At 61.7% G+C, this 25,726-nt stretch carries 21 protein-coding genes; 16 read left to right on the top strand and 5 right to left on the bottom strand.

Translation table 11 applies throughout. The features are described from left to right. Window positions 1-69: 69 nt before the first annotated feature. A complete protein-coding gene (clpB, locus tag O3300_RS14660; RefSeq protein ID WP_251351801.1) occupies window positions 70-2,676 on the top strand; it encodes an ATP-dependent chaperone ClpB in 2,607 nt (868 codons plus the stop codon). A 114-nt stretch (window positions 2,677-2,790) separates the two neighbouring features. Further along, entirely contained in the window at window positions 2,791-3,912 is a 1,122-nt protein-coding gene (locus O3300_RS14655; RefSeq protein WP_305053364.1) for a polyamine ABC transporter substrate-binding protein, read from the top strand. A gap of 207 nt (window positions 3,913-4,119) precedes the next feature. On the opposite strand, the gene O3300_RS14650 is transcribed toward O3300_RS14655, so the two are convergent. From O3300_RS14650 to ppk1, 3 genes are all read right to left on the bottom strand, one after another. After that, window positions 4,120-4,245 carry a hypothetical protein gene (locus O3300_RS14650; protein WP_257218666.1) on the bottom strand — a complete coding sequence of 42 codons (126 nt, stop codon included), beginning with the start codon at window positions 4,243-4,245 and terminating at the stop codon, window positions 4,120-4,122. 312 nt (window positions 4,246-4,557) lie between these two features. Then, window positions 4,558-5,016 carry a phosphohistidine phosphatase SixA gene (sixA, locus tag O3300_RS14645; RefSeq protein WP_305053363.1) on the bottom strand — a complete coding sequence of 153 codons (459 nt, stop codon included), beginning with the start codon at window positions 5,014-5,016 and terminating at the stop codon, window positions 4,558-4,560. A 25-nt stretch (window positions 5,017-5,041) separates the two neighbouring features. Then, window positions 5,042-7,135 carry a polyphosphate kinase 1 gene (gene ppk1, locus O3300_RS14640; RefSeq protein ID WP_099664711.1) on the bottom strand — a complete coding sequence of 698 codons (2,094 nt, stop codon included), beginning with the start codon at window positions 7,133-7,135 and terminating at the stop codon, window positions 5,042-5,044. A gap of 271 nt (window positions 7,136-7,406) precedes the next feature. Here ppk1 and pstS point away from each other — a divergent pair, with 271 nt between their 5' ends. From pstS to O3300_RS14570, 14 genes are all read left to right on the top strand, one after another. Further along, a complete protein-coding gene (gene pstS / locus O3300_RS14635; RefSeq protein ID WP_099664710.1) occupies window positions 7,407-8,456 on the top strand; it encodes a phosphate ABC transporter substrate-binding protein PstS in 1,050 nt (349 codons plus the stop codon). Between the two features lie 228 nt (window positions 8,457-8,684). Further along, window positions 8,685-9,656, top strand: coding sequence for a phosphate ABC transporter permease subunit PstC (pstC, locus tag O3300_RS14630; protein ID WP_099664709.1), 972 nt, complete (start codon window positions 8,685-8,687; stop codon window positions 9,654-9,656). Beyond that, window positions 9,653-10,540, top strand: coding sequence for a phosphate ABC transporter permease PstA (pstA, locus tag O3300_RS14625; protein WP_077402151.1), 888 nt, complete (start codon window positions 9,653-9,655; stop codon window positions 10,538-10,540). The genes pstC and pstA overlap by 4 nt, the downstream gene beginning before the upstream one ends. 38 nt (window positions 10,541-10,578) lie before the next feature. Continuing rightward, window positions 10,579-11,361 carry a phosphate ABC transporter ATP-binding protein PstB gene (pstB, locus tag O3300_RS14620; protein WP_010396817.1) on the top strand — a complete coding sequence of 261 codons (783 nt, stop codon included), beginning with the start codon at window positions 10,579-10,581 and terminating at the stop codon, window positions 11,359-11,361. Between the two features lie 42 nt (window positions 11,362-11,403). Beyond that, window positions 11,404-12,114, top strand: coding sequence for a phosphate signaling complex protein PhoU (phoU, locus tag O3300_RS14615; protein WP_034778131.1), 711 nt, complete (start codon window positions 11,404-11,406; stop codon window positions 12,112-12,114). A gap of 5 nt (window positions 12,115-12,119) precedes the next feature. Further along, on the top strand, window positions 12,120-12,809 hold the full coding sequence (locus tag O3300_RS14610; protein WP_034755074.1) for a response regulator: 690 nt from the start codon (window positions 12,120-12,122) through the stop codon (window positions 12,807-12,809). An 11-nt stretch (window positions 12,810-12,820) separates the two neighbouring features. Then, the gene (gene phoR, locus O3300_RS14605; protein WP_034778134.1) at window positions 12,821-14,137 is read left to right on the top strand and encodes a phosphate regulon sensor histidine kinase PhoR; all 1,317 of its coding nucleotides are present in this window, start codon (window positions 12,821-12,823) and stop codon (window positions 14,135-14,137) included. Window positions 14,138-14,208: 71 nt separating this feature from the next. Next, entirely contained in the window at window positions 14,209-15,405 is a 1,197-nt protein-coding gene (senA, locus tag O3300_RS14600) for a selenoneine synthase SenA (protein ID WP_305053362.1), read from the top strand. A 35-nt stretch (window positions 15,406-15,440) separates the two neighbouring features. Next, window positions 15,441-17,387 (top strand): UvrD-helicase domain-containing protein, encoded by a 1,947-nt coding sequence (locus tag O3300_RS14595; protein ID WP_305053361.1) that lies wholly within the window; start codon window positions 15,441-15,443, stop codon window positions 17,385-17,387. Window positions 17,388-17,481: 94 nt separating this feature from the next. Then, complete coding sequence (locus O3300_RS14590; protein WP_305053360.1) at window positions 17,482-18,396, top strand: NAD-dependent epimerase/dehydratase family protein; 915 nt, start codon at window positions 17,482-17,484, stop codon at window positions 18,394-18,396. Window positions 18,397-18,778: 382 nt separating this feature from the next. Further along, the gene (locus O3300_RS14585) at window positions 18,779-19,162 is read left to right on the top strand and encodes a LiaI-LiaF-like domain-containing protein (protein WP_099668154.1); all 384 of its coding nucleotides are present in this window, start codon (window positions 18,779-18,781) and stop codon (window positions 19,160-19,162) included. Continuing rightward, window positions 19,152-19,967, top strand: coding sequence for a LiaI-LiaF-like domain-containing protein (locus O3300_RS14580; RefSeq protein WP_251351797.1), 816 nt, complete (start codon window positions 19,152-19,154; stop codon window positions 19,965-19,967). The genes O3300_RS14585 and O3300_RS14580 overlap by 11 nt, the downstream gene beginning before the upstream one ends. Window positions 19,968-19,973: 6 nt before the next feature. Further along, window positions 19,974-21,050, top strand: coding sequence for a sensor histidine kinase (locus O3300_RS14575; RefSeq protein ID WP_305053359.1), 1,077 nt, complete (start codon window positions 19,974-19,976; stop codon window positions 21,048-21,050). Window positions 21,051-21,061: 11 nt separating this feature from the next. Beyond that, window positions 21,062-21,790: a LytTR family DNA-binding domain-containing protein gene (locus O3300_RS14570; protein ID WP_305053592.1), complete on the top strand. Its 729-nt coding sequence runs from the start codon at window positions 21,062-21,064 to the stop codon at window positions 21,788-21,790. Here the strand turns inward: O3300_RS14570 and O3300_RS14565 are convergent. Both O3300_RS14565 and O3300_RS14560 read right to left on the bottom strand, forming a co-directional pair. Continuing rightward, window positions 21,776-24,040 carry an ATP-dependent DNA helicase gene (locus O3300_RS14565; protein ID WP_305053358.1) on the bottom strand — a complete coding sequence of 755 codons (2,265 nt, stop codon included), beginning with the start codon at window positions 24,038-24,040 and terminating at the stop codon, window positions 21,776-21,778. The genes O3300_RS14570 and O3300_RS14565 overlap by 15 nt on opposite strands. After that, window positions 24,037-25,689 carry a VRR-NUC domain-containing protein gene (locus O3300_RS14560; protein WP_305053357.1) on the bottom strand — a complete coding sequence of 551 codons (1,653 nt, stop codon included), beginning with the start codon at window positions 25,687-25,689 and terminating at the stop codon, window positions 24,037-24,039. Before O3300_RS14560 ends, O3300_RS14565 begins: the two co-directional genes overlap by 4 nt. Window positions 25,690-25,726 lie beyond the last annotated feature (37 nt).

Here is a 25,726-nt window from a genome sequence, read left to right as displayed (position 1 = left end):
TTGTGTATGCTTGAAAAGTACTGCCTCACCCCAATTTGGTTAACAACTAATTAACCGGGAGCGCTTTTCATGCGACAAGACAAACTCACTACCAAATTACAGGAAGCCCTGGCCGATGCGCAAAGCTTGGCCGTGGGCAACGACAATCCCTATATCGAACCAGTCCACCTGCTGACGGCCCTGTTGAACCAGGACGACGGCGGCGCCCGTTCGCTCTTGCAGCGGGCCGGCGTCAACGTGGGCGGCCTGTCCAAGGCCCTGGGCGCGTCCATCGAACGCTTGCCGAAGGTGTCGGGCACGGGCGGCGACGTGCAGGTCAGCCGCGAATTCGTGGCCCTCTTGAACCTGGCCGACAAGGAATCGCAAAAGGCTGGCGACCAGTTCGTGTCCAGCGAAATGGTCTTGCTGGCCATGACGGACGACAAATCCGACTGCGGCAAGCTGGCGCGCGAAAACGGCCTGACCCGCAAGGCGCTGGAAGCGGCCATCGAGGCTGTGCGCGGCGGCAACAAGGTCGATTCGCAAGAAGCCGAAGGCCAGCGCGAAGCCTTGAAAAAATACACGCTGGACCTGACGGAGCGGGCACGCAAGGGCAAGCTCGACCCTGTGATCGGCCGCGACGATGAAATCCGCCGCACCATCCAGATCCTGCAGCGCCGCAGCAAGAACAACCCCGTGCTGATAGGCGAACCGGGCGTGGGCAAGACGGCCATCGTCGAAGGCCTGGCGCAGCGCATCGTCAACGGCGAGGTGCCGGAATCGCTGAAAGGCAAGCGCGTACTGTCGCTGGACATGGCCGCCTTGCTGGCTGGCGCGAAATTCCGCGGCGAATTCGAGGAGCGCCTGAAATCCGTGCTGAAGGAACTGGCCATGGATGAAGGGCAAACCATCGTCTTCATCGATGAAATGCACACCATGGTGGGCGCGGGCAAGGCCGAAGGCGCGATGGATGCCGGCAATATGCTGAAACCGGCGCTGGCGCGCGGCGAACTGCACTGCGTGGGCGCGACCACCCTGGACGAGTACCGCAAGTACATCGAGAAGGATGCCGCGCTGGAACGCCGCTTCCAGAAAGTGCTCGTCGACGAACCGACCGTGGAGGCGACGATCGCCATCCTGCGCGGCTTGCAGGATAAATATGCGCTGCACCACAAGGTGGAAATCACGGACGCGGCCATCATCGCTGCCGCCGAGCTGTCGCACCGCTACATCACGGACCGCTTTTTGCCCGACAAGGCCATCGACCTGATCGATGAAGCGGCGGCGAAGATCAAGATCGAGATCGATTCGAAGCCGGAAGTGATGGACAAGCTGGAGCGCCGTTTGATACAGCTCAAGATCGAGCGCGAAGCCGTCAAGAAGGAAAAGGACGAAGCGTCGTTGCGCCGCCTGGCCTTGATCGAGGAAGAGATCGTCAAGCTGCAGCGCGAATACAATGACTTCGAGGAAATCCTGAAGGCGGAAAAGGCCGTGGTGCAGGGCAGCACGCACATCAAGGAAGAGATCGAGCAAGTCAAGCTGCAGATGGAGCAGGCCACGCGCGAGAGCAACTGGCAGAAAGTGTCGGAATTGCAGTATGGCAAGCTGCCGCAGCTGGAAGCCCAGCTCAAGCAGGCTGACAGCGGCATCCCGAAACTCGACCCTGACCAGCCGAAACTGCTGCGCACGGAAGTGGGCGCCGAGGAAATCGCCGAAGTGGTGTCGCGTGCGACGGGCATACCCGTATCGCGCATGATGCAGGGCGAGCGCGACAAGCTGCTGCACATCGAAGAGAAGCTGCACGAGCGCGTCGTGGGCCAGGATGAAGCGATCACGGCCGTGGCTGACGCCATCCGCCGCTCGCGCGCCGGCCTCTCCGACCCGAACCGTCCATATGGTTCCTTCATGTTCCTGGGACCGACGGGCGTCGGCAAGACCGAGCTGAGCAAGGCGCTGGCCACCTTCCTGTTCGATACGGAAGAATCGATGATCCGCATCGACATGAGCGAGTTCATGGAGAAGCATTCCGTGGCCCGCTTGATCGGCGCGCCACCGGGCTACGTGGGCTACGACGAGGGCGGCTACCTGACGGAAGCCGTGCGCCGCAAGCCGTACAGCGTGATCCTGCTCGACGAAGTGGAAAAGGCGCATGCCGACGTCTTCAACGTGCTGCTGCAAGTGCTCGACGATGGACGCATGACGGATGGCCAGGGCCGCACGGTGGACTTCAAGAATACCGTCATCATCATGACCTCGAACCTGGGTTCGCATAAGATCCAGGCCATGGAAAGCGATGATCCCGGTGTCGTGAAGCTGGCAGTGATGGCCGAGGTACGTTCGCACTTCCGTCCCGAGTTCGTCAACCGTATCGACGAAATCGTCGTGTTCCACGGCCTCGACGAGAAAAACATCGGCGCGATCGCGAAGATCCAGCTGAAGATCCTCGAAGAGCGCCTGGCGCGCATGGACATGGCGCTGAGCTTGACGGACGCGGCACTGCAGCAAATCGCCGAAGCGGGCTACGACCCGGTGTATGGCGCCCGTCCGCTGAAGCGGGCGATTCAGCAGCAGATCGAAAATCCGCTGTCGAAGCTGATTCTGGAAGGCAAGTTCGGCCCGAAAGACGAAATCCGCATCGACGCCCAGAACGGCAACCTCGTATTTACGGGGGCGCAAGTGGGGCTGGACAAGGTGTAATGTTGCTTGGGGTTTGACCCCGGCAGTGAAAGCAGGGCGGTATCAGGCTAGACCTGATGCCGCCCTTCTTGTTATGATCGGCACTATTTTCTGACTAATTCCGGAGGCGGTACGATGGCAAACACATGGCAAGCAGGGCGGCGCATTGGAGTGGGATTGGCCTTGGCGGCGGCCGTACTGGCCTTGCCTGGCCAAGCGCAGGCTCAGGAAGAAAAGGTTCTGAACATCTATAACTGGTCGGACTATATCGGTGACGATACGATCAAGAATTTTGAGAAGGAAACGGGCATCAAGGTACGCTACGACGTTTTCGACAATAACGAAATCCTCAATGCGAAACTGGTGGCGGGCAAGTCCGGCTACGACATCGTCGTGCCGACGGCCCAGTGGGCGCGCCTGCAGATCGATGCGGGCCTGTTGCGCAAGCTCGACAAGAGCAAGCTGACGAATTTGGGCAACCTGGACCCGAACCTGCAGGCCAAGCTGTCGAAGATCGACCCGAACAACGATTACCTGGTCGACTGGCTGTGGGGCTACACGACGGTGGGCATCAACGTCAACAAGGTCAAGGCCGCGCTGGGCGGCATGCCCATGCCTGACAACGCCTGGGACCTGATCTTCGACCCGAAATACGCGACGAAGCTGAAATCGTGCGGCGTGTCCTTCCTCGATTCGCCGTCGGAAGTGCTGCCGGCCGCGTTGCAATACCTGGGCAAGCCCGCGTACTCGAAAGCGGCCGCCGATTACCAGGAAGCGGGCAAGGTGCTGCAGGCGATCCGTCCCTACGTGACCCTGTTCAGCTCATCCGGCTACATCAACGACATGGCCAACGGTTCCGTCTGCGTCGCGCTGGGCTGGTCGGGCGACATCAATATCGCGCGCCAGCGCGCCATCGATGCGAAAAACGGCAATGTGATCCAGGTGCTGGTGCCGAAGACGGCCGCCCTGATGTTCGACACCATGGCCATCCCCGCCGACGCGCCCCATCCGACCAATGCCCACCTGTTCATCAACTACATTTTGCGCCCGCAAGTGCATGCCAGCCTGAGTAACAAGGTGTTTTACGCGAATCCGAATCCGGCCAGCATCAAGTATGTACGCAAGGACATCGGTGAAAACAAGGCCATCTTCCTGTCGGACGCCGACAAGCAGCGCATGGCCGCACCGGAAGCGACCACGGCCGACATCCGCCGCTTGATGACGCGTATCTATACGAAGTTCAAGACGGGAGTGTAAAGTACGAGCTCCCTACAAAACTGTAGCGAGCGGAAGGGAGTTGTGATCGAGAAGCGGAACTGTGCTGTGCACGGGGCCGCCGAGGCAGTGAGCATCGCAGATTGCAAATCGCGACGCGCAGTAAGTTTTGTGGGGAGATACAAGGATGGCGCGAGGGACGGGCCTGTAGGCCGTCGCTGGCGCCATGCGATATTGCCGAGGCGAACACTACTCGTGGTAGCGATCCATCAGCTTGTGGTGACTGCCGCGCATTTCTTCGATCAGTTCAAAGGCGACGAAGCCGATGATGGCGGCGAAGATGGCGATGAAGAGAAAAACGACGAAGGTTAACATGGTCTTTCAGCCGCCGTTGGACGGCTGTCCGCTGGGTTGCTCAATGTGCCAGAGCAGCGCTCCAACACGTAGTTGATGCAATTAAACTCTAGCAGATCAGCAGCGCTTTACAAGGCCGCCGAGTTGTAATTCCTGCTAGTATTTGTCCCAGCGCACTTTTTGCGCATTTTCTCTATTTCACCACCCTTATTTCACCACCAGGTCATGCGCCATCACGGCCTTCAGATACACACTGATGGGGGCGCCTGGTGCGCGCTGCGAGAACCTGTCCATCCTTGCGCTGGCCTTGCGCAGTTCCCTGCTCGAGCACCTTTATTTCACTACCAGATCGTGCGCCATCACGGCTTTCAAATAAACACTGATCGGGTCGCCTGGTTCGCGCTGGGAGAACCACCACGCGCTGGCCTTGCGCAGTTCCCATTCCTGCTCTTCTCCCGTCAATAGCAGGGCGGCGGCCTGGCCCAGGGTGGGCTGGTGGCCGACGATGAGCACGGTTTCCTTGCCGGCGGGCCAGTTGGCCGCTTTCAGGATATCCTCCGCCTCGGCGCCGGGCGCCAGTTCCGGCATCAGCTTGAACTTGCGCCCCAGCGCTTCCGCCGTTTGCAGGGTGCGCAGGGCGGGGCTGACGAGGATACGGCAATTTTCCGGTAGTTGCGAGGCCAGCCATTCCCCCATGCGGCGCGCCTGTTTCTGGCCTTTGATGGTCAGGGCGCGTTCGAGGTCGGGGACGCCCGGCTCGGCTTCTGCGTGTCGCCACAAGATGAGATCCATGCTGTGCTCCTCTGTGTAGAATTGCCTATTCGCCGACCTCCGCGCCCGGCGTGCCCAGTGAGTGCATCAAATACTGCTGGGCACTGAACGGCGTTTGCTTGCCGCGTGGCTTGCGGCGTGCGTAATGGCCCGTCGGCTCCAGTTCCCATGCATTGGTATTATCCTTCAAATACGGATTCAGGCCCTCGGCGATCACGCGCCGCTTCAGCGCCCGGTCCAGCACGGGGAAGGCCACTTCCACCCTGCGGAACAGGTTGCGGCTCATCCAGTCGGCGCTGGCCAGGTAGACATCGTGCGCCAGGTCGTTGCGGAAATAATAGATGCGGCTATGTTCGAGGAAGCGGCCGATCACGGAGCGCACCTTGATGTTTTCCGACAGGCCAGGCACGCCCGGCTTCAGGGTGCAGGCGCCGCGCACGATCAGATCGATCTTCACGCCATCGGTCGAGGCCGCATACAGGGCGCGGATCACGGATTCATCCACCAGCGCGTTGACTTTCACGATGATGCGCCCGCGCCGGCCCGAACGGGCGATCTTCGCCTCGTTGCGGATGGCCTTGATGATCTCGCTTTGCAGGCCGAACGGGGCCAGCCACAAATGGTTCAGGTTGTGCGGCTTGGTCAGGCTGGTCAGGTGGATGAAGACTTCATTGACTTCCACGGCCAGGTCCTGGTTGGCCGTCAGCAAGCCGAAGTCCGTGTACAGCTTGGTTGTCGTGGGATGGTAGTTGCCGGTACCCAAGTGGGCGTAGAAGCGCAAGGAGCCTTCTTCGCGGCGGATGACGAGCGCCACCTTGGCATGGGTTTTCAGGCCCACGACGCCGTACACGACTTGCGCGCCGGCTTGCTCGAGCTTGTCGGCCCAGTTGATATTGGCTTCTTCGTCGAAACGCGCCATCAATTCCACGATGACGGTCACTTCCTTGCCCATCTTCGCCGCCGTAATGAGCGACTCCATCAGGTCCGAGTTCATGCCCGTGCGGTAAATCGTCTGCTTGATGGCGACGACGGACGGATCGTAGGCGGCGCTGCGGATGAAGTCGATGACCGTCTGGAACGACTGGTAGGGGTGGTGCAGCAGGATGTCGTGCTTGGTCAGGGCGGCAAAGATGTCGTTGCCGATGGCTTTGTGCGCGAGGCCGGGGAAGAACGGCGGGAAGCGCAGCTCGGGCTGCTTGACGTGGTCGATCATTTCCGACAGGCGCACGAGATTCACGGGGCCGTTGACGCGGTACAAACGGCTTTGATCCAGATTAAACTGGTCGAGCAGGAACTGCGACAATTCTGGCGGGCAATTGCGTGCCACTTCCAGCCGCACGGAGGTGCCGAACTGGCGACCGACCAGCTCGCCTTTCAGGGCCTGGCGCAAATTCTTGACTTCATCCTCGTCCACCCACAGGTCGCTGTCGCGCGTGACCCGGAATTGCGAATAGGCAATCACTTCGCGTCCGGCGAACAAGTCCGAGATATGCGCATGGATGACGGAGGATAATAAACAGAAGGACACGCCGTCGCCGGAAATCTCGTCCGGCAGCTTGATGACGCGTGGCAAGACGCGGGGCGCCTTGACGATGGCGATCGCCGTGCCGCGGCCGAACGCATCCTTGCCGCTCAGCGAGACGATGAAATTGAGACTCTTGTTGACGACCTGCGGGAACGGGTGGGCCGGGTCGAGGCCGATCGGCGTCAGCAGGGGACGCACTTCGCGGTCGAAATATTCCTTGACCCACGCGCGCTGTGCCTCGTTGCGGTCGCTGTCGCGCAGCAAATGCACGCCCGCTTCGCGCAGGGCCGGCAAGACGTCGTTATTTAATATCTCGTACTGGCGTTCCACCAGCGCATGGCATTCCTTGCCGATGCGCTCCAGGTTGGCCGCCAGGGCAGGGTGGCCGGCCAGCGAACCGCCGATGCTGCCGGCCGCCAGCAGGCTGGCCACGCGCACCTCGAAGAACTCATCCATATTACTGCTGACGATGCACAGGTAGCGCAGGCGCTCGAGCAGCGGAATGTTCGGGTCTTCCGCCTGGGCCATCACGCGCCGGTTGAAAGTCAGTTGCGACAGCTCGCGGTCAAGCAGGATGCCCGATTTGGTCACTTCCGTGTGCAGTTCAGGTTTCATATTCTTTTGTCTTTGCAGATAGTTAATTCTAGCCGTATTTCATCATGTATGACGCGCTGTGAGTGTAATCATGAAATATGACGTAAGCGTGACATAAGCTGTCATAAAGCGTCGCCCGCCCTGTCATTTTTCACGTCGAAAACGGGTATTCCCGGGGCGTAGGCAATTATTTCAGGATTTTTTACCCATGTCATAAAGCTGTCATATTCGCTTGCTAGACTGCGCAGCATTCAACCGGGACTTTGAGCCCTAACAACCCTGAGGACTTGATATGCAAATGAAGCAAATGTTCAAATTTATCGTCGTGGGTGCTTCGGCAGCGATGGCATTTTCTTCCGCTTCCGTCATGGCGGCAGATATGACAGGTGCTGGCGCAACCTTCCCGTACCCTATCTACGCCAAATGGGCTGAGACGTACAAAGCCAATACCGGCAACGGCCTGAACTACCAGTCCGTCGGTTCCGGCGCTGGCATCAAGCAAATCAAGGCCAAGACTGTTGAATTCGGCGCCTCGGACATGCCTTTGAAGGCAGAAGAGCTGGAAGAAGCGGGCCTGATGCAGTTCCCGGCCATCATGGGCGGCGTGGTCACCATCGTCAATCTGGACGGCGTAACCCCAGGCCAGCTGAAAATGACGGGTAAAGTCGTTGGCGACATCTACCTGGGCAAGATCACCAAGTGGAGCGCGCCGGAAATCGCCGCACTGAACACGGGCGTCAAGCTGCCGGACACGGAAATTACCGTGGTACACCGCGCCGACGGTTCGGGCACGTCCTTCCTGTTCACCGACTTCCTGTCGAAAACCAACCCGGAATTCAAATCGAAAATCGGTGCTGGCTCGGCTGTGAAATGGGCCGTGGGCGTGGGCGGCAAGGGTAACGAAGGCGTCGCCGCCAACGTGCAGCGTATCAAGGGTTCGATCGGCTACGTCGAGTGGGCTTACGCCAAGAAAAACAAGATGTCGCACACCCAGCTGCAAAACAAGGATGGCAACTACCTGCAACCTGACGACGAAAACTTCAAGGCAGCAGCCGCTTCCGCACCTTGGACGCAAACCCCAGGCTTCGGCGTGGTTCTGACCGACCAGGCTGGCAAGAACAGCTGGCCGATCACCGGCGTGTCGTTCATCCTGATGCACAAAGTCCAGGCTGACGCAGCCAAGGCCAAGGAAGTCCTGAAATTCTTCGACTGGGCCTACAAAAACGGCGGCCCAGCTGCCGTCGAACTGGACTACGTGCCAATGCCGGCATCGGTCGTGAAACTGGTGCAAGAGTCGTGGAAAGCCAACCTGAAAGACGCATCGGGCAAGTCGATCTACTGATCCGATAGTCTGCATGCCTGACTAAGTACCCATCCTTGCCCCCGCCAGCAGCACGGCGGCGGGGCAGGGAGTTAGCCAGGACCGCCCGCAAGCCCTTGCAGACGGTCCTGGCTAAAAAAGCAAGATAAAACAAGAGTTCAAAATAGCGACACCGGCAGTACCACCCACATCTGGCACAATATGAGCGCACAATCTACCTCCTCCACGATCCCCATGCCAGGCGGCACCATGACCGATTCCATCAGTCACGCGCAAATGCTTTCCACCATGCGCAAGCAGCGCATCCAGGATTTTCTGTTCCACAAGGTGACGATGCTGTTCGCCCTGTCGGTGCTGATCGTCCTGGTCGGCATCATCATTTCGCTGATCATGGAATCGATACCGGCCTTCCAGACCTTCGGCCTGCATTTCATCGTGTCCGCGGAATGGGATCCCGTCAATGATCAGTACGGCGCCCTGATCCCCATCATCGGCACCCTGGTGACGTCCGTCATCGCCTTGCTGATCGCCTTCCCCGTCAGCTTCGGCATCGCCCTGTTCCTCACGGAAATTTGCCCGGCCTGGCTGCGCCGCCCGCTGGGCACGGCTGTCGAGCTGCTGGCCGGCGTGCCATCGATCATCTACGGCATCTGGGGCCTGTTCGTCTTCGCCCCCCTGTTCGCCGACCACGTCCAGCCTTTGCTGAAAGCCACCCTGGGCAACGTCCCCGTCATCGGCCAGCTGTTCAGCGGCCCCATGATGGGCATCGGCTTGCTGACGGCCGGCCTGGTGCTGGCCATCATGATCATCCCCTTCATCGCTTCCGTGATGCGCGACGTGTTCGAGATCGTCCCTGCCGTGCTGAAGGAATCCGCCTACGGCCTGGGTTGCACGCGCTGGGAAGTGGTGCGCAAGATTGTCTTGCCTTACACCAAGACCGGCGTCGTCGGCGGCGTCATGCTGGGCCTGGGCCGCGCGCTGGGCGAGACCATGGCCGTGACCTTCGTCATCGGCAACGCGAACAAGCTGTCGTGGTCGCTGTTTGCCGCCGGTAACAGCATCACCTCGCTGCTGGCGAACGAATTCGGCGAAGCGCAATCGGCGCTGCACGTGTCCTCGCTGTTCTCGCTGGCACTGATCCTGTTTGTCATCACCTTTATCGTCTTATCCGCCGCCAAGCTGATGCTGGCTGGCATGTCCCGCAAGGAAGGCACGAAATGAGCCAAGTAAGCACTCTCGACGTTCCGGCCAAGCCGGCCATGAACCCCGTCTACCGCAAGCGCCTGCTGATGCACCGCGTCGGCATCGCCCTGTCGGTGGCCGCCATGGCCCTGGGCCTGGCCGTGCTCGTGTGGATCCTGTTCACCCTGGTGATCAAGGGTTTCGGCGCCTTGTCCGTCGACCTGTTCACGCAAACGACGCCGGCTCCCGGCAGCGAAGGTGGCGGTCTGATCAATGCCATCGTCGGCAGCGCCCTGATGGTGGGCCTGGCAACCGTCGTCAGCACCCCGATCGGCATCCTGGCCGGCATCTACCTGGCCGAATACGGCGAAGAAAACAAGCTGGCGCAAGTGACGCGCTTCGTCACGGACATCATGCTGTCGGCCCCATCGATCGTCATCGGCCTGTTCGTGTATGCGCTGTACGTGGCCCACGTGAAGCACTTCTCCGGTTACGCCGGCGCCATCGCCCTGTCGCTGATCGCCGTGCCGGTGGTGGTGCGCACGACGGACAATATGCTGCGTCTGGTACCGAACAGCCTGCTGGAAGCCGCGTTTGCCCTGGGCGCGCCGCGCTGGAAGGTCGCCACCCTGGTGCGCTTGCGCGCCGTCAAGGCCGGCGTCATCACCGGCGTACTGCTGGCATTGGCCCGCATCGCCGGCGAAACGGCACCGCTGCTGTTCACGGCCCTGAATAACCAGTTCCAAAGCTTCAACATGAATGCGCCGATGGCCAACTTGCCGTCCGTCATCGCATCGTTTGCGATGAGCCCGTACGACAACTGGCGCTCGCTGGCCTGGGGCGGCGCACTGCTGATCACCTTCAGCGTGCTGGCCCTGAATATCCTGTCGCGCACCGTGTTCAGCCAAAAAGTCCCTAATTAAACAGATACCGAGCGAAGCGAACCCATATGAATACGCAAATGAATCCAGCACAAGACCTGGCACCAAAGAAAAAAACCATCGAAATTTCGGGCCTGAACTTTTTTTACGGCAAAACGCAAAGCTTGCATAACGTCAACCTGGACATCCACGAAAAGAAGGTTACCGCTTTCATCGGCCCGTCCGGTTGCGGTAAATCAACCCTGCTGCGCACCCTGAACCGCATGTACGACCTGTACCCGGGTCAGCGCGCGGAAGGCTCGATCCTGTACCGCGGCCGCAACGTGCTCGACGCCGACCAGGACGTCAACATGCTGCGCGCCAAGGTCGGCATGGTGTTCCAGAAGCCGACGCCGTTCCCCATGTCCGTGTACGACAACATCGCTTTCGGCGTGCGCCTGTATGAAGATCTGTCGAAGGGCGAGATGGACGAGCGCGTCGAGTGGGCCCTGAAAAAGGCCGCGCTGTGGGGCGAAGTCAAGGATAAGCTGAGCAAGAGCGGCCTGTCGCTGTCGGGCGGCCAGCAGCAGCGTTTGTGCATCGCGCGCGGCGTGGCCGTGAAGCCGGACGTCTTGCTGCTCGACGAGCCGACCTCGGCGCTGGACCCGATCTCGACCTCGAAAGTGGAAGAGCTGATCAGCGAATTGAAACAGGATTACACGATCGCCATCGTGACGCACAATATGCAGCAGGCGGCGCGCTGCTCCGACTACACGGCCTATATGTACCTGGGCGAGCTGGTGGAATTCGGCGAAACGGACCAGATCTTCATGAATCCGGCCCGCAAGGAAACGCAGGATTACATCACGGGCCGCTTCGGCTGATCCGCCCCGCGCATACACAACAACTGAATACGGAGAGACAGCATGATAGGCGAACATTCATCCAAGCAATACGACAACGAACTCGAAGCGATCCGCTCGAAAGTGCTCCTGATGGGCGGCATCGTTGAAACCCAGTTCCTCGACGCGATGACGTGCTTCCGCATCGGCAATCCGGAACGCGCCGACCGCGTGATGCGCGAAGACGACGTCGTCAACCAGCTGGAAGTGTCGCTGGACGACGCCTGCAGCCATCTGATCGTGCGCCGCCAGCCGGCCGCCAACGACTTGCGCACCATCATGGCCACCATCAAGGTGATTACCGACCTCGAGCGCGTAGGCGACGAGGCGACGAAAATCGCCCGCGTGGCGAAGAATCTGCACAAGCGCGGCAACGGCGTCGTCAACCACTACGAGATGGTGCGCGGCATTGCCAATACGGCCACCGACATGCTGCACGATGCGCTGGACGCATTCGCGCGCAACGATGGCAAGCAGGCCTTACAATTAATTGCACAAGATGCCATCATCGACCATGAGTTTCGGTCTATCATGCGCAACTTGATAACCTTTATGATGGAAGACCCGCGCACGATTTCGGCGGCGCTCGATACCCTGTGGGTGGCCAAAGCCATCGAACGGATCGGCGACCATGCGAAAAACATCGCCGAATACGTGATTTACGTGGTTGAAGGCAAGGACATCCGCCACACCAAGGTGGCTGCTCCCGCCATTTCCGAGGAGCTCCCTGAGTAAGCTTTATGGCATCTGATAAAACCACGGTATTGATTGTTGAAGATGAGCCGGCCATCGTTGAACTGGTGACCTATTCGCTGCGCGAATCCGGCTGGAATTGCTGTTCTGTACAAAACGTCGCCGATGCCTGGGAATTCATCCAGCATCGCACGCCGCACCTGATCCTGCTGGACTGGATGCTGCCGGACCAGACGGGCTTGCGCCTGCTGTCGCGCATCCGCGCCGACCGCAATTTCGCCGCCATCCCCGTCATCATGCTCACCGCCAAGAGCATGGAAGAAGACAAGCTGGCCGGCTTGAACAGCGGGGCCGACGATTACGTCACCAAGCCGTTCTCGCCGCGCGAGCTGTTGGCCCGCGCCAAGGCCTTGCTGCGACGTAAGAGTCCGGAACACGCGCAGGCGCCCATGCGCGCCGGCAACGTGGCCCTGGACCCCGTCAGCTGCACCGTGATGATGGATGAACAGAAGATCGATATCGGCCATGCCGAATACAAGCTGCTGAAATTCCTGCTGGCCCATCCGGAACGCGTGTTTTCGCGCAGCCAGCTGCTCGACAAGGTGTGGGGCGACCATGTGGTGATCGAGGAACGCACGGTCGATGTCCACGTATTGCGCTTGCGCAAAGCCTTGAAAGAGGCGGAAAGCCTGATCAAGACGGTGCGCAGCGTCGGCTACATGTTGTCTGAAAAGTAAAGTTTGACTCTATGAATCCGAAATTGCTGTTCTGGGTACCGGCCGCCCTGCGCATGGTGCTGGCGCTGCTGGGCGTGGCCGTCGTCTGGTATCTGTTTGGCGCCACGTATGCGCTGGGCATCGCCTTCGTGCTGATGGCCATGATGGTGTTCGTGCAGCTGTCGTATCTGTTCCAGCTGAGTAACTGGCTGGATAATCCGCAAAGCGCCAAGCTGCCCGACGGCTGGGGCGCCTGGACCAGCATTTTCGCGCGCCTGTACCGCATGCGCCGCGACGACGAGAAAAACCAGGCAGAGCTGACGGAATGGCTGGCGCGTTTCCGCCAGGCCATGCACCTGCTGCCCGACGGCGTCGTCATCATGGATGACGTGCTGTTCCTCGAATGGTGCAATCCTGCCGCCGAGAAACATTTGGGTCTCACGCACGAGCGCGACAAGGGCATGCGCGTGACGAACCTGATCCGCAGCCCCGAGTTCATGGATTACATCATCCTGGGCCGCTATGACCAGCCGCTGACGATCACCTTCCGCAACCGCAAGCTGATCGTGCAGATCATTCCATTTGAAAACCGCCGCCAGATTCTCGTCACGCACGATGTGACGGAGACGGAACGCATCGAAATGATGCGCCGCGACTTCATCGCCAACGCCTCGCATGAGCTGCGCACGCCGCTGACGGTCATCGTGGGCTTCCTGGAAATCGCTTCTGCCGAGCTGGACCTGGACGCCGCCACGCGCGCCGCTCACCTCAAGCTGATGACGGAGCAGGGCCACCGCATGCAGCATCTGATCGAGGACATGCTGACCCTGTCGCGCCTGGAATCGGTCGACTATCCGCTGCGTCCCGAACCGGTGGATATCAAGAAACTCATGCAGCAAGTCTTGCGCGACGCCAAAGGTTTGTCTGCTGGCAAGCATGAAGTGACCATGGAATGCAACGGTCCCGACGTGCTGGGCAGCTACGACGAGCTGTATAGCGCGTTTGGCAACCTGGCGTCGAACGCCGTGCGCTACACGCCGGCCGGCGGCACCATCACCCTGCGCTGGCAGGATGGCCCGGCCGGTCCGCAATTCATCGCGCAAGATACGGGCATCGGCATCAGCCAGGAGCATATTTCGCGCCTGACGGAACGTTTTTACCGCGTCGACAAGAGCCGTTCGCGCGAAACCCAGGGCACGGGCCTGGGTCTGGCCATCGTCAAGCACGTGCTGCTGCGCCACGGCGGTACCCTGGCCATCCAGTCCGTGGCCGACAAGGGCAGCAGTTTTATTGTCAGCATGCCAAAATCGGTCGTTACGCCGCTGCAGGGCGAGCTGCTGGTCAAGTAGGGCGGGGCATGGCCCCCCCATGTTTCCTGCGCGACTAGTGCAAGGTTGGCATAAGTCGTTACAATCAGGCCATGACTTTAATCAACGCCTCTTTTCGCCACGCCGGCGCGCAGCAACTGGCCCAGTCGCTGCAGGCCGCGCGCCAGGATACGCTTTCCCTGTTCGACTGTTATGTTACTGCCGGCCTGGACGTGGTGGCCGGCATGCCGCGCCATTCGCGGCTCACGCCGCCCTTGTGGCAACTTGCGCAGATCGCCTGGTTTGCCGAGTGGTTCATCCTGCGCGAAGCCGCTACCAGCCATCCGGCCGACGCCATTTATAACTCCCTGCTGACGCGCGGCGACGACTTGTTCGACGCCAACATGGTGGAGCACCGCGCGCGCTGGAAGCTGGAACTGCCCAGTCCGGGCGCCGTGAAGATGTATTGCCGCGAAGTACTCGACCGGGTGCTGGACAAACTCTCGCGCGAAGCCAATGTCGACAGCGCCCTGGCGCCGTACCGGCTGGCTCTGGCGCATGAAGACTTGTGCGGCGAAGAAATGCTGGCAGGTTTGCAATGGCTGGGCCTGGAAGCACCGGAGTCCCTGTCGGCCAGCCCGGCCTTGCCGCCGGGCGCGGGCGAGATCGCGTTTCCTGGGGGCACCATCGAACTGGGCTCGCCGCGCGGGACCGGTTTTGCCTTCGACAATGAATCGCCGCCCTACAGTTGCTACGTGGCGCCGTTTTCCATCGATGCCTGCGCCGTATCCAACGCCCAGTATGCCGATTTTGTCGCGGACGGCGGCTACCAGAACCGCCAGTTCTGGAGCGCTGCCGGCAGCGCCTGGCTGATGCAGCAGGAGCGCTCGTCGCCCCTGTACTGGCTGCGCGAAGCGACACAGTGGCGCACCATGCGTTTCGGCCAGCGCACGACCTTGCCGCCGAACGAAGCCGTGCGCCACATCAACCTGTTTGAAGCGCAGGCGTACTGCGCCTGGGCGGGGCGCCGCCTGGCGACCGAGGCGGAATGGGAGTATGCTGCGTTGTCCGGCCATCCGCGCTTTCACTGGGGCCAGGTGTGGGAGTGGACGGCGACGCCGTTCGAGCCGTATCCGGGCTTTGCGGTGGACGCCTGGCGCGAATATTCCGCGCCGTATTTCATGCAGCACCAGGTGCTGCGCGGCGCCGCCTTCGCCACGCCGCCGCGCCTGCATTCGGCCCGCATGCGCGCCTTCCACGCGCCCGAGCGGGGCGACGTCTTTGCCGGCCTGCGCACCTGCGCCTGGTAAGCACGCAAAGAGTAGTAACCATTTCAGGAATACTTTTGAGTACAGATAACGCCCCGCAGTTCATTCCCAAACGCATCACGCCCACGCCGGAGCAGGTCGCCATCCAGACGGCGCAAAAGAAGGTCGTGCTGATCGACGCCAATGCCGGCGCGGCCAAGACGACGACCCTGGCCCTGCGCCTGGCCGAAGCGCTGCACCGGGGCCGCGCGCCCGAGCGCATGCTGGCCCTCGTATTCACCGAGGCGGCACGCGTGGCCCTGCGCCAGCGCCTGCTGGAAGTGGGCGTGCCGCTGGGCGTCGTCAAGCGCCTGACCATCGACACTTTCGACGCCTTTGCCGCCAAGGTGCTGTTGCAGCTGGAAAACATGCAGGTGGCAGCCATGCGCAGCGATGAAGAGTTGCGCCCGGTTGCCTGGGAAGCACTGGAAGTCGTGTCGGAAAAGTATGCTCACCGTTATCCGCTGGAAATCAATACGACCAACGGGGCGATCGCCGAGTTTTTGAAACTGCAATTGCGCACCAAGGCGCGCCTGGATTTCCAGAATCCCGACTTCGAGAGCAATTCCCTGGATGACAACCTGGAGCTGCTGGGCATGTCGCGCACGCATTATCTGTGGCTGCGCGAATACGAAGGCTTGCGCGGCGCCGACACGGGCGATATCCAGTTCCGCGCCCCGTTCGACGCCACCTACGACCTGGTGCGCATGCTCGACGGCGACGAGCCGCTGCGCCAGCAATTGCCCGCCTTCCAGATCATCGTCGCCGATGAATTGCACGATTTGAACGAAGCGTCGTTCCGGCTGCTGACCATGCTGATACGCCGCGGCAACGCGTTTTTCTGCGGCGCGGGCGACAAGGACCAGGTCATCTACACATGGTCGGGCGCCGACCACCGCTTCCTGCGCCAGCGCTTCGAACAGGAATTCCCCGCCTTGCAGCGCTTGCCGCTGACGGCCTCCTACCGCTACGGCCCGCAGCTGGCGCACGCCGTGGGCGTGCTGAAAAACAAGGCCAGCGTCTCGGCCCTGTCGCGCGCCACCCACATCGAGCTGCTCGAGTACGACCATGCGCAGCCGCAAGCGTGCAGCGCCCAGCTGATCGCCGCGCTCGAGCACGCGCATGCGGGCACGACGGCCATCTTGCTGCGCGACCGCGACCAGGCGATCCGCGTGGAAACGGCGCTGTTCCAGAGCGGCATCGCGTATGGCCTGGTGGACATGAACAGCTATCTGCTGAGCCTGGAGGTGCTGATGCTGCGCGGCATGGTCGCCATCGCCCGCAAGGACTTGCACGCGATCAAGAGCGGCCCCCGCCGCGGCGAAATCCTCGAAGCCCTCGTGGCCTTCGCGGAAATCCCGTTTACGCGCACGGAATTGCAGCAAGCCAAGGCCGACGTGGCCAACTATCCCGACTTGTTGGAAGGTTTCCTGACGAACCAGCTGGCCAAGTCGCAGAACCAGGACAAGGCGGCGCTGACCCTGGCCGCCGTCGACTACCTGCGCGCACTGCCTCCCGACGCCCTGGCGGGCGATGCCTTGCAGCACATTTTTGACTTGATGCAGCTGGAACAGACGGCGCGCCGCATCTATGTCGACCCGGCGCAGGCGCGGGTCGTCGCCCGTTCCCTGCACGGTTTCATTGCCGTGTGCCGCGAAGCGGGCGTGGCGCTGGGCGGCTTTGCCGGCTGGCTGGGCGAGATGGAAGACGCCGTGACGGTTTCGACCGGCAAGGCCAAACTCGTCATCGCCTGCATCGACCAGATCAAGGGTCTCGAATACCACCACGTGATTTTGCCTTACCTGGCCGTCGACGAGTTCCCGCGCAGCAAGACCGACCCGCTGGAAGAGGAAAACCGTTTCTATGTGGCCGCCACCCGCGCGCGCGACAGGCTCACCTTGCTGACGCCGCAAGACCCCGCCTACCAGAGCCGCTACATCGCCGCCCTGCAGCTCAAACAGAATATTGTTGCGCTCAAATCATAGATCTTTTGCTGAATGCCTGCTTTTTGCGAAAGACGAAAGCGGGCATACTGGACTGGTGTGATTGACAGCAATCTAACCAGACAGGGAGCAAGATATGAAAGTGTTTTTGACAGGCGCAGCAGGTTTCATCGGCAGTTCCATCGCGGCGGGCCTCGTGCGCGCCGGCCATCAGGTCACGGGCCTCGTGCGCAAACCGGAACAGGTGGCCGAACTGGCCAAGATCGGCGTGTTGGGCGTGCAGGGCGAGTTGAATGACCGCGCATTGCTCATCGAGCAGGCGAGGGCGGCGGACGCCGTCATCAACGCGGCCAGCAGCGACCACCGGGGCGCCGTCGAGGCGATCCTCGACGCTCTGACTGGCAGCAACAAGCCTTTCCTCCATACCAGCGGTTCGTCCATCGTGGGCGACGCCTCGGGCGGCGAGGGCACGCAGCAGATCTATTATGAAGACAAGTTGCCGGCGCCCACTGCCGACAAGGCGGCCCGCGTCGCCATCGACGACCTGGTGCTGGCCAGCGCAGGCAAGGGCGTGCGCGCCAGTGTGCTGTGCAACACCCTGATCTACGGCCATGGCGCCTTGCCGCGCGACAGCGTGCAACTGCCCCGTCTGCTCAAGCAGGCACGCAAGAGCGGCATCGTGCGCCACGTGGGACCGGGCCGCAACATCTGGTCGAACGTGCATATCGACGACGTCGTCAGCCTGTATTTGCTGGCCTTGGAAAAGTCGCCTGCCGGCACGTTTTACTTTGTCGAATCGGGCGAAGCGGCCTTCCGCGACATGACGGCCGCCATCGCCACGGCACTGGACCTGGGGCCCGCGCAGGATTGGCCGCTGCCCGAGGCGATAGCCGAATGGGGCTACGAGATGGCTTCCTACGGCCTCGGTTCCAACAGCAGCGTGCGCGGCGAGCGGGCGCGCACGCTGCTGGGCTGGCAGCCGCAGGGACCGTCCGTGCTGGCATGGATCAAGAACGACATGCTGCACCCGCCGCATGCCAGCACCGTTTGATGCAGCTCAGCAAAACCTCATCAGTGTGCGCTAGCGAACGGTGCTTTGTGGCGATCGGGAGTATGATGGCTTTGCTTGGTTGAGACGCACTGCCGTGAAGTTGGCGGCATGTTCGATCTTCCAGCAGGTCAGCCGGTCGCCTCAAGGATCGGCACCAGATTTCCGTCGCCGGCGCGCGTGCGCCATGCGGCTGTGCACTGCAACTCCAGGTCGCGGTGTGGACTGCGAACCCCTTCAAGGCCGGCTCTAGCCGGTCTTTTTTTTGCCCGTTGTTTCCATCGCCGCGCCATTCACCGCTGTCTTTCCGCCATTCGCCGAAGCGGTGTTTTCCCATCCCCGAATTGCGCGTATCTTTACGATCAACCAACTTCAAGGGGTGACCGTGAAACCTGAACCAGCTTATTGCCGCCGTACCCAGTTGCTGTGGGGCGTGCTGCTGATCGCCACCGGCGCCATCATCCTGCTGGACCGGCTCGATATGATCTATCTCCACGATTACTATTCACTATGGCATTATTGGCCGGTGATACTGGTCGTTTTCGGCTTGAACAAGCTGCTCACGCCAGTGTCCGCCAAGCAGGTATTGAGCGGCCTGTGGCTGATCTTCTTCGCCGCCTGGTGGTATGTATCGTATGAAGAACTGTGGAACTTGAGTTTTTATAACAGCTGGCCCGCCTTGCTGATCGCCTGGGGCGTGGGTCTCGTGCTGGAGCCGCTGTTGAACAAACATTTTATTGCCTACCGGGAGTCCGAGCATGAAAAATAAACCGCCGCTGCACTCGCCATCGCAGATCGTGCTGGGCGTCATCGTCATCGGCCTGGGACTGCTGTTCCTGCTCGATAACCTCGGTTTCATCGATGTGCGCTACACCTTCCGTTTCTGGCCCACGGCGCTGATCGTGTTTGGCCTGCTGAAACTGTCGCAAAGCCGCAGCGCGAATGGTTATTTATTGGGTGGCATGCTGGTGCTGCTGGGCGTGGCCTGGACCCTCAAGCACATGGGCATCTTCTACATGAACTGGGACTTGCTGTGGCCCCTGCTGATCATCGGCCTGGGCGTGGCCGTGGTGTCGAAGTCCCTGCCCGGCGCGCAGCAGCGCCAGCGCCGCCGGCGCTTTGCCGCGCAACAAGATGGAAGCGCTGCGCCCGACTCGTTCGGCCAGGCCAGGAATGGCGCCGTGTCGCTGGACAAGGATGCCGCCGATGCCACTGCGGCGCCCGGCGCCGGCGGCCAGGCGGACGATGACAGCATCATCGAGGTGACGGCCATCCTTGGCGGCTATGTGCGGCGCGTGTCGTCGCAGCGCTTCAAGGGCGGCGATATCAATGTCATCATGGCCGGCTGCGAAATCGACTTGCGCCAGGCGTCGATCGAAGGCGAAGCCGTGCTCAACGTATTTGCCCTGTGCGGCGGCGTCACCATCAAGATTCCGCCCGACTGGAGCGTCGTGCTGCAGGGCACGCCCATCCTCGGCGGCTTCGAAGAAAAGACCATCGTGCCGCCGAACCAGAACAAGCGTCTGTATGTGACGGGCTACGCCATCATGGGCGGCCTGGAAATCCGCAACTAGGCGCGCATGTCGGGGGCCTTGTCGAAGCGGCGCGGCGCCGTGGTGGTGTTTTTGGTCTGCATCGCGCTGGGCCTGGCCCTGGCCTTTATTCTGGCCAGGGTGGCGCACGCGCCCTGGCTCAATGCCGTCGTGCTGGTGGTGCCTGCCACGCTCGTGTATGCGATCGGTTCGGGGTTTTCCGCGTTTTACCTATGCCGCGCCTATCCCTTGCACGTACGCCATCCGCTCGCCATCGCCGGCGTGGTGGGCGTGGCGGCCCTGTTCGCGGGCTTGCTGTGGGCCACCCTGCTGCAATTTCTGAATAGCGTCAGCCTGTTGCTGGAGCTGCGCTGGCTGGGCGTGAACCTGACGCAATCGCTGCTGGCCCTGTTCTTCGGCCTGGGCGTGCTGCTGTATTGCCTCGCTGCCGCAGTGCATTATCTGTTGCTGGAATTCGTGCGCGCCAGGATGGCCGAGCAGCGGGGGCTGGAAGCGCAGCTGACGGCGCAGGAAGCGCAATTGCGCATGCTGCGCACGCAAATCGATCCGCATTTCCTGTTCAACAGCTTGAACTCCATCAGCGCCTTGACGTCTATCGATGTGGCGGGTGCGCGCCAGATGACGGTGCAACTGGCCAGTTTCTTTCGCCAGAGCCTGAGCCTGGAAGCGCACAAGCACATCACCGTGGAACAGGAACTGGTGCTGATCCGCCATTTTCTTGCCATCGAGCATGTGCGTTTTGGCGAACGCCTGCAAGTGGCGGAAAGCATCGACACTGCCGCGCTGGCGTGTTTGCTGCCGCCCATGCTGATACAGCCGCTGGTGGAAAATGCCGTCAAGCATGGTATCTGCGGCTTGACGGAGGGCGGCCTGATCGCCATCGAGGCCCGGCGCGCAGGCAGCCTGCTGCAGATCGCCGTGCGCAATCCGGTTGATGCAGATCAAGGGCCTGTTCGCGGCAATGGCGTGGGCCTGGAGAATGTGCGCCAGCGCCTGGCCGGCGCGTATGGCCACGAAGCCAGCGTGCACTGGGGCCGGCGCGACGGCCAGTTCGAAGTGATGATTTCCATGCCGGCGCAGACCGGCGACACGGAGGGAGCATGATGCAGGCAAGAATGCGGGTCGCCATCGTTGACGATGAGCTGCTGGCGCGCAGCGTGTTGCGCGAATACCTGGCGCGCCACGACGATATCGACATCGTGGCCGAGTGCGCCAACGGCTTCGAGGCTGTCAAGGCCATCGCGGAGCTGGAACCGGAACTGGTGTTTCTCGACATCCAGATGCCGCGCCTGGACGGTTTTGAAGTGGCGGAACTGATCGGCGCAAAGACGCGCTTGATCTTTGTCACGGCCTACGACCAGTACGCCTTGAAGGCATTCGAATGCCATGCCCTGGATTACCTGCTGAAACCGTTCAGCGAACAGCGCTTCGACCAGGCGCTGGCCCATGCGCGCGCCAGCCGCAGCACGCCCGAGACGGTGCTGACGGTGGCGCGCGAAGCGGCCACGCGCGCAGCGCCACTGGACCGCGTGCTGATACGCGACGGCGCCAAGGTCCATGTCATCGCCAGCGCGCGCATCGATTACATCGAGGCGCAGGATGACTACATCAGCATCCGTTCCGAGGGCAAGTCCTACCTGAAAAGCCAGCGCCTGAGCGAGCTGGAAACCCAGCTCGACCCCGCCAAGTTCCTGCGCGTGCACCGGTCATACCTGCTCAATATCGACGGCATCCGCCGCATCGAGGCGGCAACGAAAGACAGCCACGTGGCCATCCTGCGCGATGACACGAGGATACCCGTGAGCAAGGCGGGGTATCAGAAGCTGAGGTTAATGGTTGGCTAGCTGCACATCCCACCACGTGGGCAGTAGCTGGCGGATTTCCGGGCGGGAAAAGCGGTCGTCGATCAGGTAGACGACGCCCTTGTCCGATTGCGTGCGGATGACCCTGCCTGCCGCCTGCACCACCTTTTGCATGCCCGGATACAGATACGTGTAGTCGTAGCCGGCGCCGAAGATGTCGCCCATGCGCTGGCGAATTTGCTCGTTGACGGGATTGATCTGCGGCAAACCCAGGGTGGCGATGAAGGCGCCGATCAGGCGCGCGCCGGGCAAGTCGATGCCTTCGCCGAACGCGCCGCCGAGCACGGCAAAGCCGATGCCGCGCGTGTCCAGGCCGAAACGGCCCAAAAATTGCGAGCGGGCAGCGTCGTCCATGCGGCGCGGCTGTTGCCAGAGTGGCACGTCCGGGTAATGCTGGGCGAACAAGTGGGCCGTCTTTTCCATGTAGTCGAAGCTGCTGAAGAAGGCCAGGTAGTTGCCCGGCGTTTCTGCGTATTGCTTCGCCATCAGCTGGGCGATGGGCAGCAGCGAGGCGGCGCGGTGCTGGTAGCGCGTGGAAATGCTGTCGGCCACGCGCACGGACAATTGCTCCGCCTGGAAAGGCGATTCCACGTCGACCCAGGCCGTGTCGGCCGGCATGCCCAGAGTGTCGCTGTAGTAATTCCACGGACTCAGGGTGGCGGAAAACAGGGCCGTGCTGTGGCTGGCCGCGAAGCGCTCCTTGAGAAACGGTGCCGGGACGATGTTGCGGAGGCAGACGGTGGAACCGGTATCCGTCTTGCTGACGTCGAACAGCGAATGCTCGCCAAAGCTTTCCGCCAGGCGGTTGATCAGCAGCACGTCAAAGTAAAAGCGCTGCAAGTCCTCGTCCAGCGTGGCGGCATGTTCGGCCAGGTAGTCGCCGATGGCCGTGGCCACCCCTTGCAGGGCGCCAAAGAATTTGTCCGGCAACGCCGCATGCACGTGGTAATCGCCATCCTGTTCTTTCAACAAGGCCGTCCACTGGCGCGAGAGGCGGTCCAGCGGCTTTTTCAAGCCCTCCGGCGCGAACTTGCGCAGCATTTTCAGGTCGATCTGCGCCAGCTCGGCCGAATACATGCTGCGCGCGCGCGACACCATATTGTGCGCTTCGTCGACCAGCACATTGACTTTCCAGTCGTGGGCCAGGGTCATGCTGTACAGCATCGCGCTGAGGTCGAAGTAATAATTGTAGTCGCCGATGACGACGTCGCTCCAGCGGGCCAGCTCCATGCCCAGGTAATACGGGCAAATACCTTGCTGCAAGGCGATGGCGCGCACGGCTTCCTTGTCCAGGATCAAACCGCTGGCCAGCGCCACCTCGCGCGCCAGCGGCAAGCGGTCGTAAAAACCCTTTGCCAGCGGACACGACTGGCCATGACAGGCTTTGTCAGGATGTTCGCAGGCGCTGCTCTTGGCGCTCAGTTCCAGCACGCGCAGGGGCAGCAGGGGCGCGCTCTCCTTGAGGATGGCGCAGGCGTCGAGCGCCATCTGGCGTCCCGGCACCTTGGCGGCGAGGAAAAACAGTTTATCCAGGCCATGCGCGGCCGTCGCCTTCAACATGGGAAACAGGCTGCCCACCGTCTTGCCGATGCCCGTCGGCGCCTGCGCCAGCAAGCCGCAGCCACGGCTGCTGGCCTTGTACATGGCTTCGGCCAGCTGGCGCTGCCCCGGGCGGAAGTCGGCATGGGGAAACGCCATGCTGGTCAGCTGTGCATCGCGGCTGGCGCGGTGCGCCAGTTCCTGTTCGGCCCAGTCGAGGAATAGCGCGCAATGCTGTTCGAAGAAAAGGCGCAGCGCCTCGGCCGTGCATTCCTCGTGCATGACCGTTTCCTTCTGGCTTGCGATATCGAAATACACGAGCGCCACGCGCAGCATGGGCAGGTTCAGCTGCTGGCACAGCAAATGGCCATAGATGCGCGCCTGCGCCCAGTGCAACTGGCGGTGGTTGGCGGGCATCGTGTCCAGTTCGCCCCGGTAAGTCTTGATCTCTTCCAGCTGGCGCCGCGCCGGGTCGTAGCCGTCGGCGCGGCCCCGCACGTGCAGGGGGCCGAAGTCGCCGGACAGGCTGATTTCTCGCTGGTAATCGTCGTCGCGCCGGCCAGTGACGGTGGCGTGCCCGGCCATGCCTTCCTGCGCCGTGGGGGACGGGGTGAAGCGCAAGTCCAGGTCGCCTGCCTTGGCCGTGAATTCGCACAGGGCGCGCACGGCGATCGTGTACCGCTTGACGCTCATGCGGCCGCCTCCCACTGCAGGTAGCAAACGCTGACGGGCATGGCGTGCTCGGCGCAATACGCGATCCAGCGCAGCTGGTTGTCTTGCAGGCGGTCGCCCGGCCCCTTGACTTCGATCATGCGGTAGCGCCGTTCGGCCGGCCAGAACTGGATTAAATCGGGAAAGCCGCTGCGGTTGCTTTTGATGTCGAGCAAGATGCGCTCGAACGCCTTCTTCAGATGAAAGGCCGGGATGCAGGTCAGCGCCAGGTCCAGCAAGCCGTCGTCCAGCACGTCCCAGCTGACGAAGGGCGAGACGATGCCGTGCTTGGCGGCAAGCGTGGCGCGGATGGTGGCCTGGTAACTGCCGTCGTCCAGCTGCGCCAGGCAAGCGGCAAAGTCCAGGCTGCGGCGCAGGTAAAAATCGGCGCTGTGCAAGTCGGCCGGGCCACGGTGAAATGGGTGGAAGAAGGCGCCCGGCATGGCCTTGAAGATGGCGGGCCAGCACAGCAGGCCGAACAGTGAGTTGATCAGGGTGTTTTCCACGTAATACACGGGCGCGTCATCCTGCATCAGGTGTTGCTGCACCACGCCTTCCACGTAGCACGCTTGCTCAGGGCAGGGCAGCCGCAGGTCGATGCGCTCCACGGCTGCTGCTGCGTTGGCCGCCTGCTTCGCATGGCCCAGCTTGCGCCGCAAACGGGGGGCCATGCGCAGCAGCAATTGCTGTTCCGCTTCGCTTTCCGGCGCGGCCAGGGCGATCAGCAGGCGTTCGTAGGCCGCTTGCGGCTGTTCATCTTTTTCCAGCACGCGGATGGCGCGGCCACGCGCGCCCGGATAGCGGCAATCGGCATAGGCGCGGTAGGCGGCCGGCCAGTCCTGGCATTTCTCCAGGTGCTGGGCGATCTGGAAGCGCAGCTTGTCGCGCCGGCTGGCCAGCCAGGTATTGTCCTGCGACAAGGGCAGCGCCGCCAGTTCCTGCAGCACCTCGGCGGCTGGCGCGCTGTCGTTGTAGCGTTCGCGGCACTGGTGCAGCACTTCATAGTGCTCGATATCCTGGCGCGTGCGAAAACCGCGCGAAGCGGGCGAGAATTCCACTTTTTCATACTGGTACACGCCCAGGTCGGACAGCACGAATTCCGACCAATCCTGGTGATAGTTGCCAAAGTAAATCAGGCGCAAACGGTCGCACAGGGCTTGCAGGCCGAGGCGGTACAGCACGTCGCCGGAAGCGGGATACCACGCGGAAAACGCCTTCTCACTCACATGCTGTTCGCGCAAGGTGTCCAATTGTTCCGCTTTGCGCGCCGCCTTCAGGGGCGCGGCGAGGTCGAAGGCCTGGGCGATTTCCGCTTTCAGCAGCAGCTCGAACAGCTCGTCTAGAGAAATGACCGGATCGGCCACCACCCAGCCCGATGCCAGCAAGGGCAGGGCGGCCGCGCGCGTGTCGCCGATTTCCGGATAATTGAGCTTGCTGGCGCGAAACAAGCAACCCTTGCGCATGACGAGGCGCACGAACAGGGCGCGCGACGGCAGCGGCAGTGCGCCGAAGTCGGCGATGAACTGCGTTTCCTCAATACTCAGCAGATCGGCGTAACGCGCGCTGATCCAGCTCAGCACACCCTGGAAATTATCCAGATAGTACAGGGGATTTTCCAGGACTCTCAACATGGGGGCAATAGGGCAAGGTGATCGGTTTTACTGTGTT

Origin of the sequence: Janthinobacterium sp. SUN206 (genome assembly GCF_030587305.1) — a bacterium.
GTDB classification, from domain to species: domain Bacteria; phylum Pseudomonadota; class Gammaproteobacteria; order Burkholderiales; family Burkholderiaceae_D; genus Janthinobacterium; species Janthinobacterium kumbetense.
The sequence above is the reverse complement of the archived record's forward strand: the minus strand, read 5'-3'. Positions and strand labels throughout refer to the sequence as shown.

Coding starts and splice junctions, on each gene's coding strand:
- O3300_RS14655 (WP_305053364.1), top strand. CDS start 2,791: ATGGCAAACACATGGCAAGCAGGGCGGCGCATTGGAGTGGGATTGGCC.
- O3300_RS14650 (WP_257218666.1), bottom strand. CDS start 4,245: ATGTTAACCTTCGTCGTTTTTCTCTTCATCGCCATCTTCGCCGCCATC.
- pstC (WP_099664709.1), top strand. CDS start 8,685: ATGACCGATTCCATCAGTCACGCGCAAATGCTTTCCACCATGCGCAAG.
- phoU (WP_034778131.1), top strand. CDS start 11,404: ATGATAGGCGAACATTCATCCAAGCAATACGACAACGAACTCGAAGCG.
- sixA (WP_305053363.1), bottom strand. CDS start 5,016: ATGGATCTCATCTTGTGGCGACACGCAGAAGCCGAGCCGGGCGTCCCC.
- O3300_RS14570 (WP_305053592.1), top strand. CDS start 21,062: ATGCGGGTCGCCATCGTTGACGATGAGCTGCTGGCGCGCAGCGTGTTG.
- O3300_RS14590 (WP_305053360.1), top strand. CDS start 17,482: ATGAAAGTGTTTTTGACAGGCGCAGCAGGTTTCATCGGCAGTTCCATC.
- phoR (WP_034778134.1), top strand. CDS start 12,821: ATGAATCCGAAATTGCTGTTCTGGGTACCGGCCGCCCTGCGCATGGTG.
- O3300_RS14560 (WP_305053357.1), bottom strand. CDS start 25,689: ATGTTGAGAGTCCTGGAAAATCCCCTGTACTATCTGGATAATTTCCAG.
- pstB (WP_010396817.1), top strand. CDS start 10,579: ATGAATCCAGCACAAGACCTGGCACCAAAGAAAAAAACCATCGAAATT.
- O3300_RS14580 (WP_251351797.1), top strand. CDS start 19,152: ATGAAAAATAAACCGCCGCTGCACTCGCCATCGCAGATCGTGCTGGGC.
- O3300_RS14565 (WP_305053358.1), bottom strand. CDS start 24,040: ATGAGCGTCAAGCGGTACACGATCGCCGTGCGCGCCCTGTGCGAATTC.
- pstS (WP_099664710.1), top strand. CDS start 7,407: ATGCAAATGAAGCAAATGTTCAAATTTATCGTCGTGGGTGCTTCGGCA.
- O3300_RS14610 (WP_034755074.1), top strand. CDS start 12,120: ATGGCATCTGATAAAACCACGGTATTGATTGTTGAAGATGAGCCGGCC.
- clpB (WP_251351801.1), top strand. CDS start 70: ATGCGACAAGACAAACTCACTACCAAATTACAGGAAGCCCTGGCCGAT.
- pstA (WP_077402151.1), top strand. CDS start 9,653: ATGAGCCAAGTAAGCACTCTCGACGTTCCGGCCAAGCCGGCCATGAAC.
- ppk1 (WP_099664711.1), bottom strand. CDS start 7,135: ATGAAACCTGAACTGCACACGGAAGTGACCAAATCGGGCATCCTGCTT.
- senA (WP_305053362.1), top strand. CDS start 14,209: ATGACTTTAATCAACGCCTCTTTTCGCCACGCCGGCGCGCAGCAACTG.
- O3300_RS14575 (WP_305053359.1), top strand. CDS start 19,974: ATGTCGGGGGCCTTGTCGAAGCGGCGCGGCGCCGTGGTGGTGTTTTTG.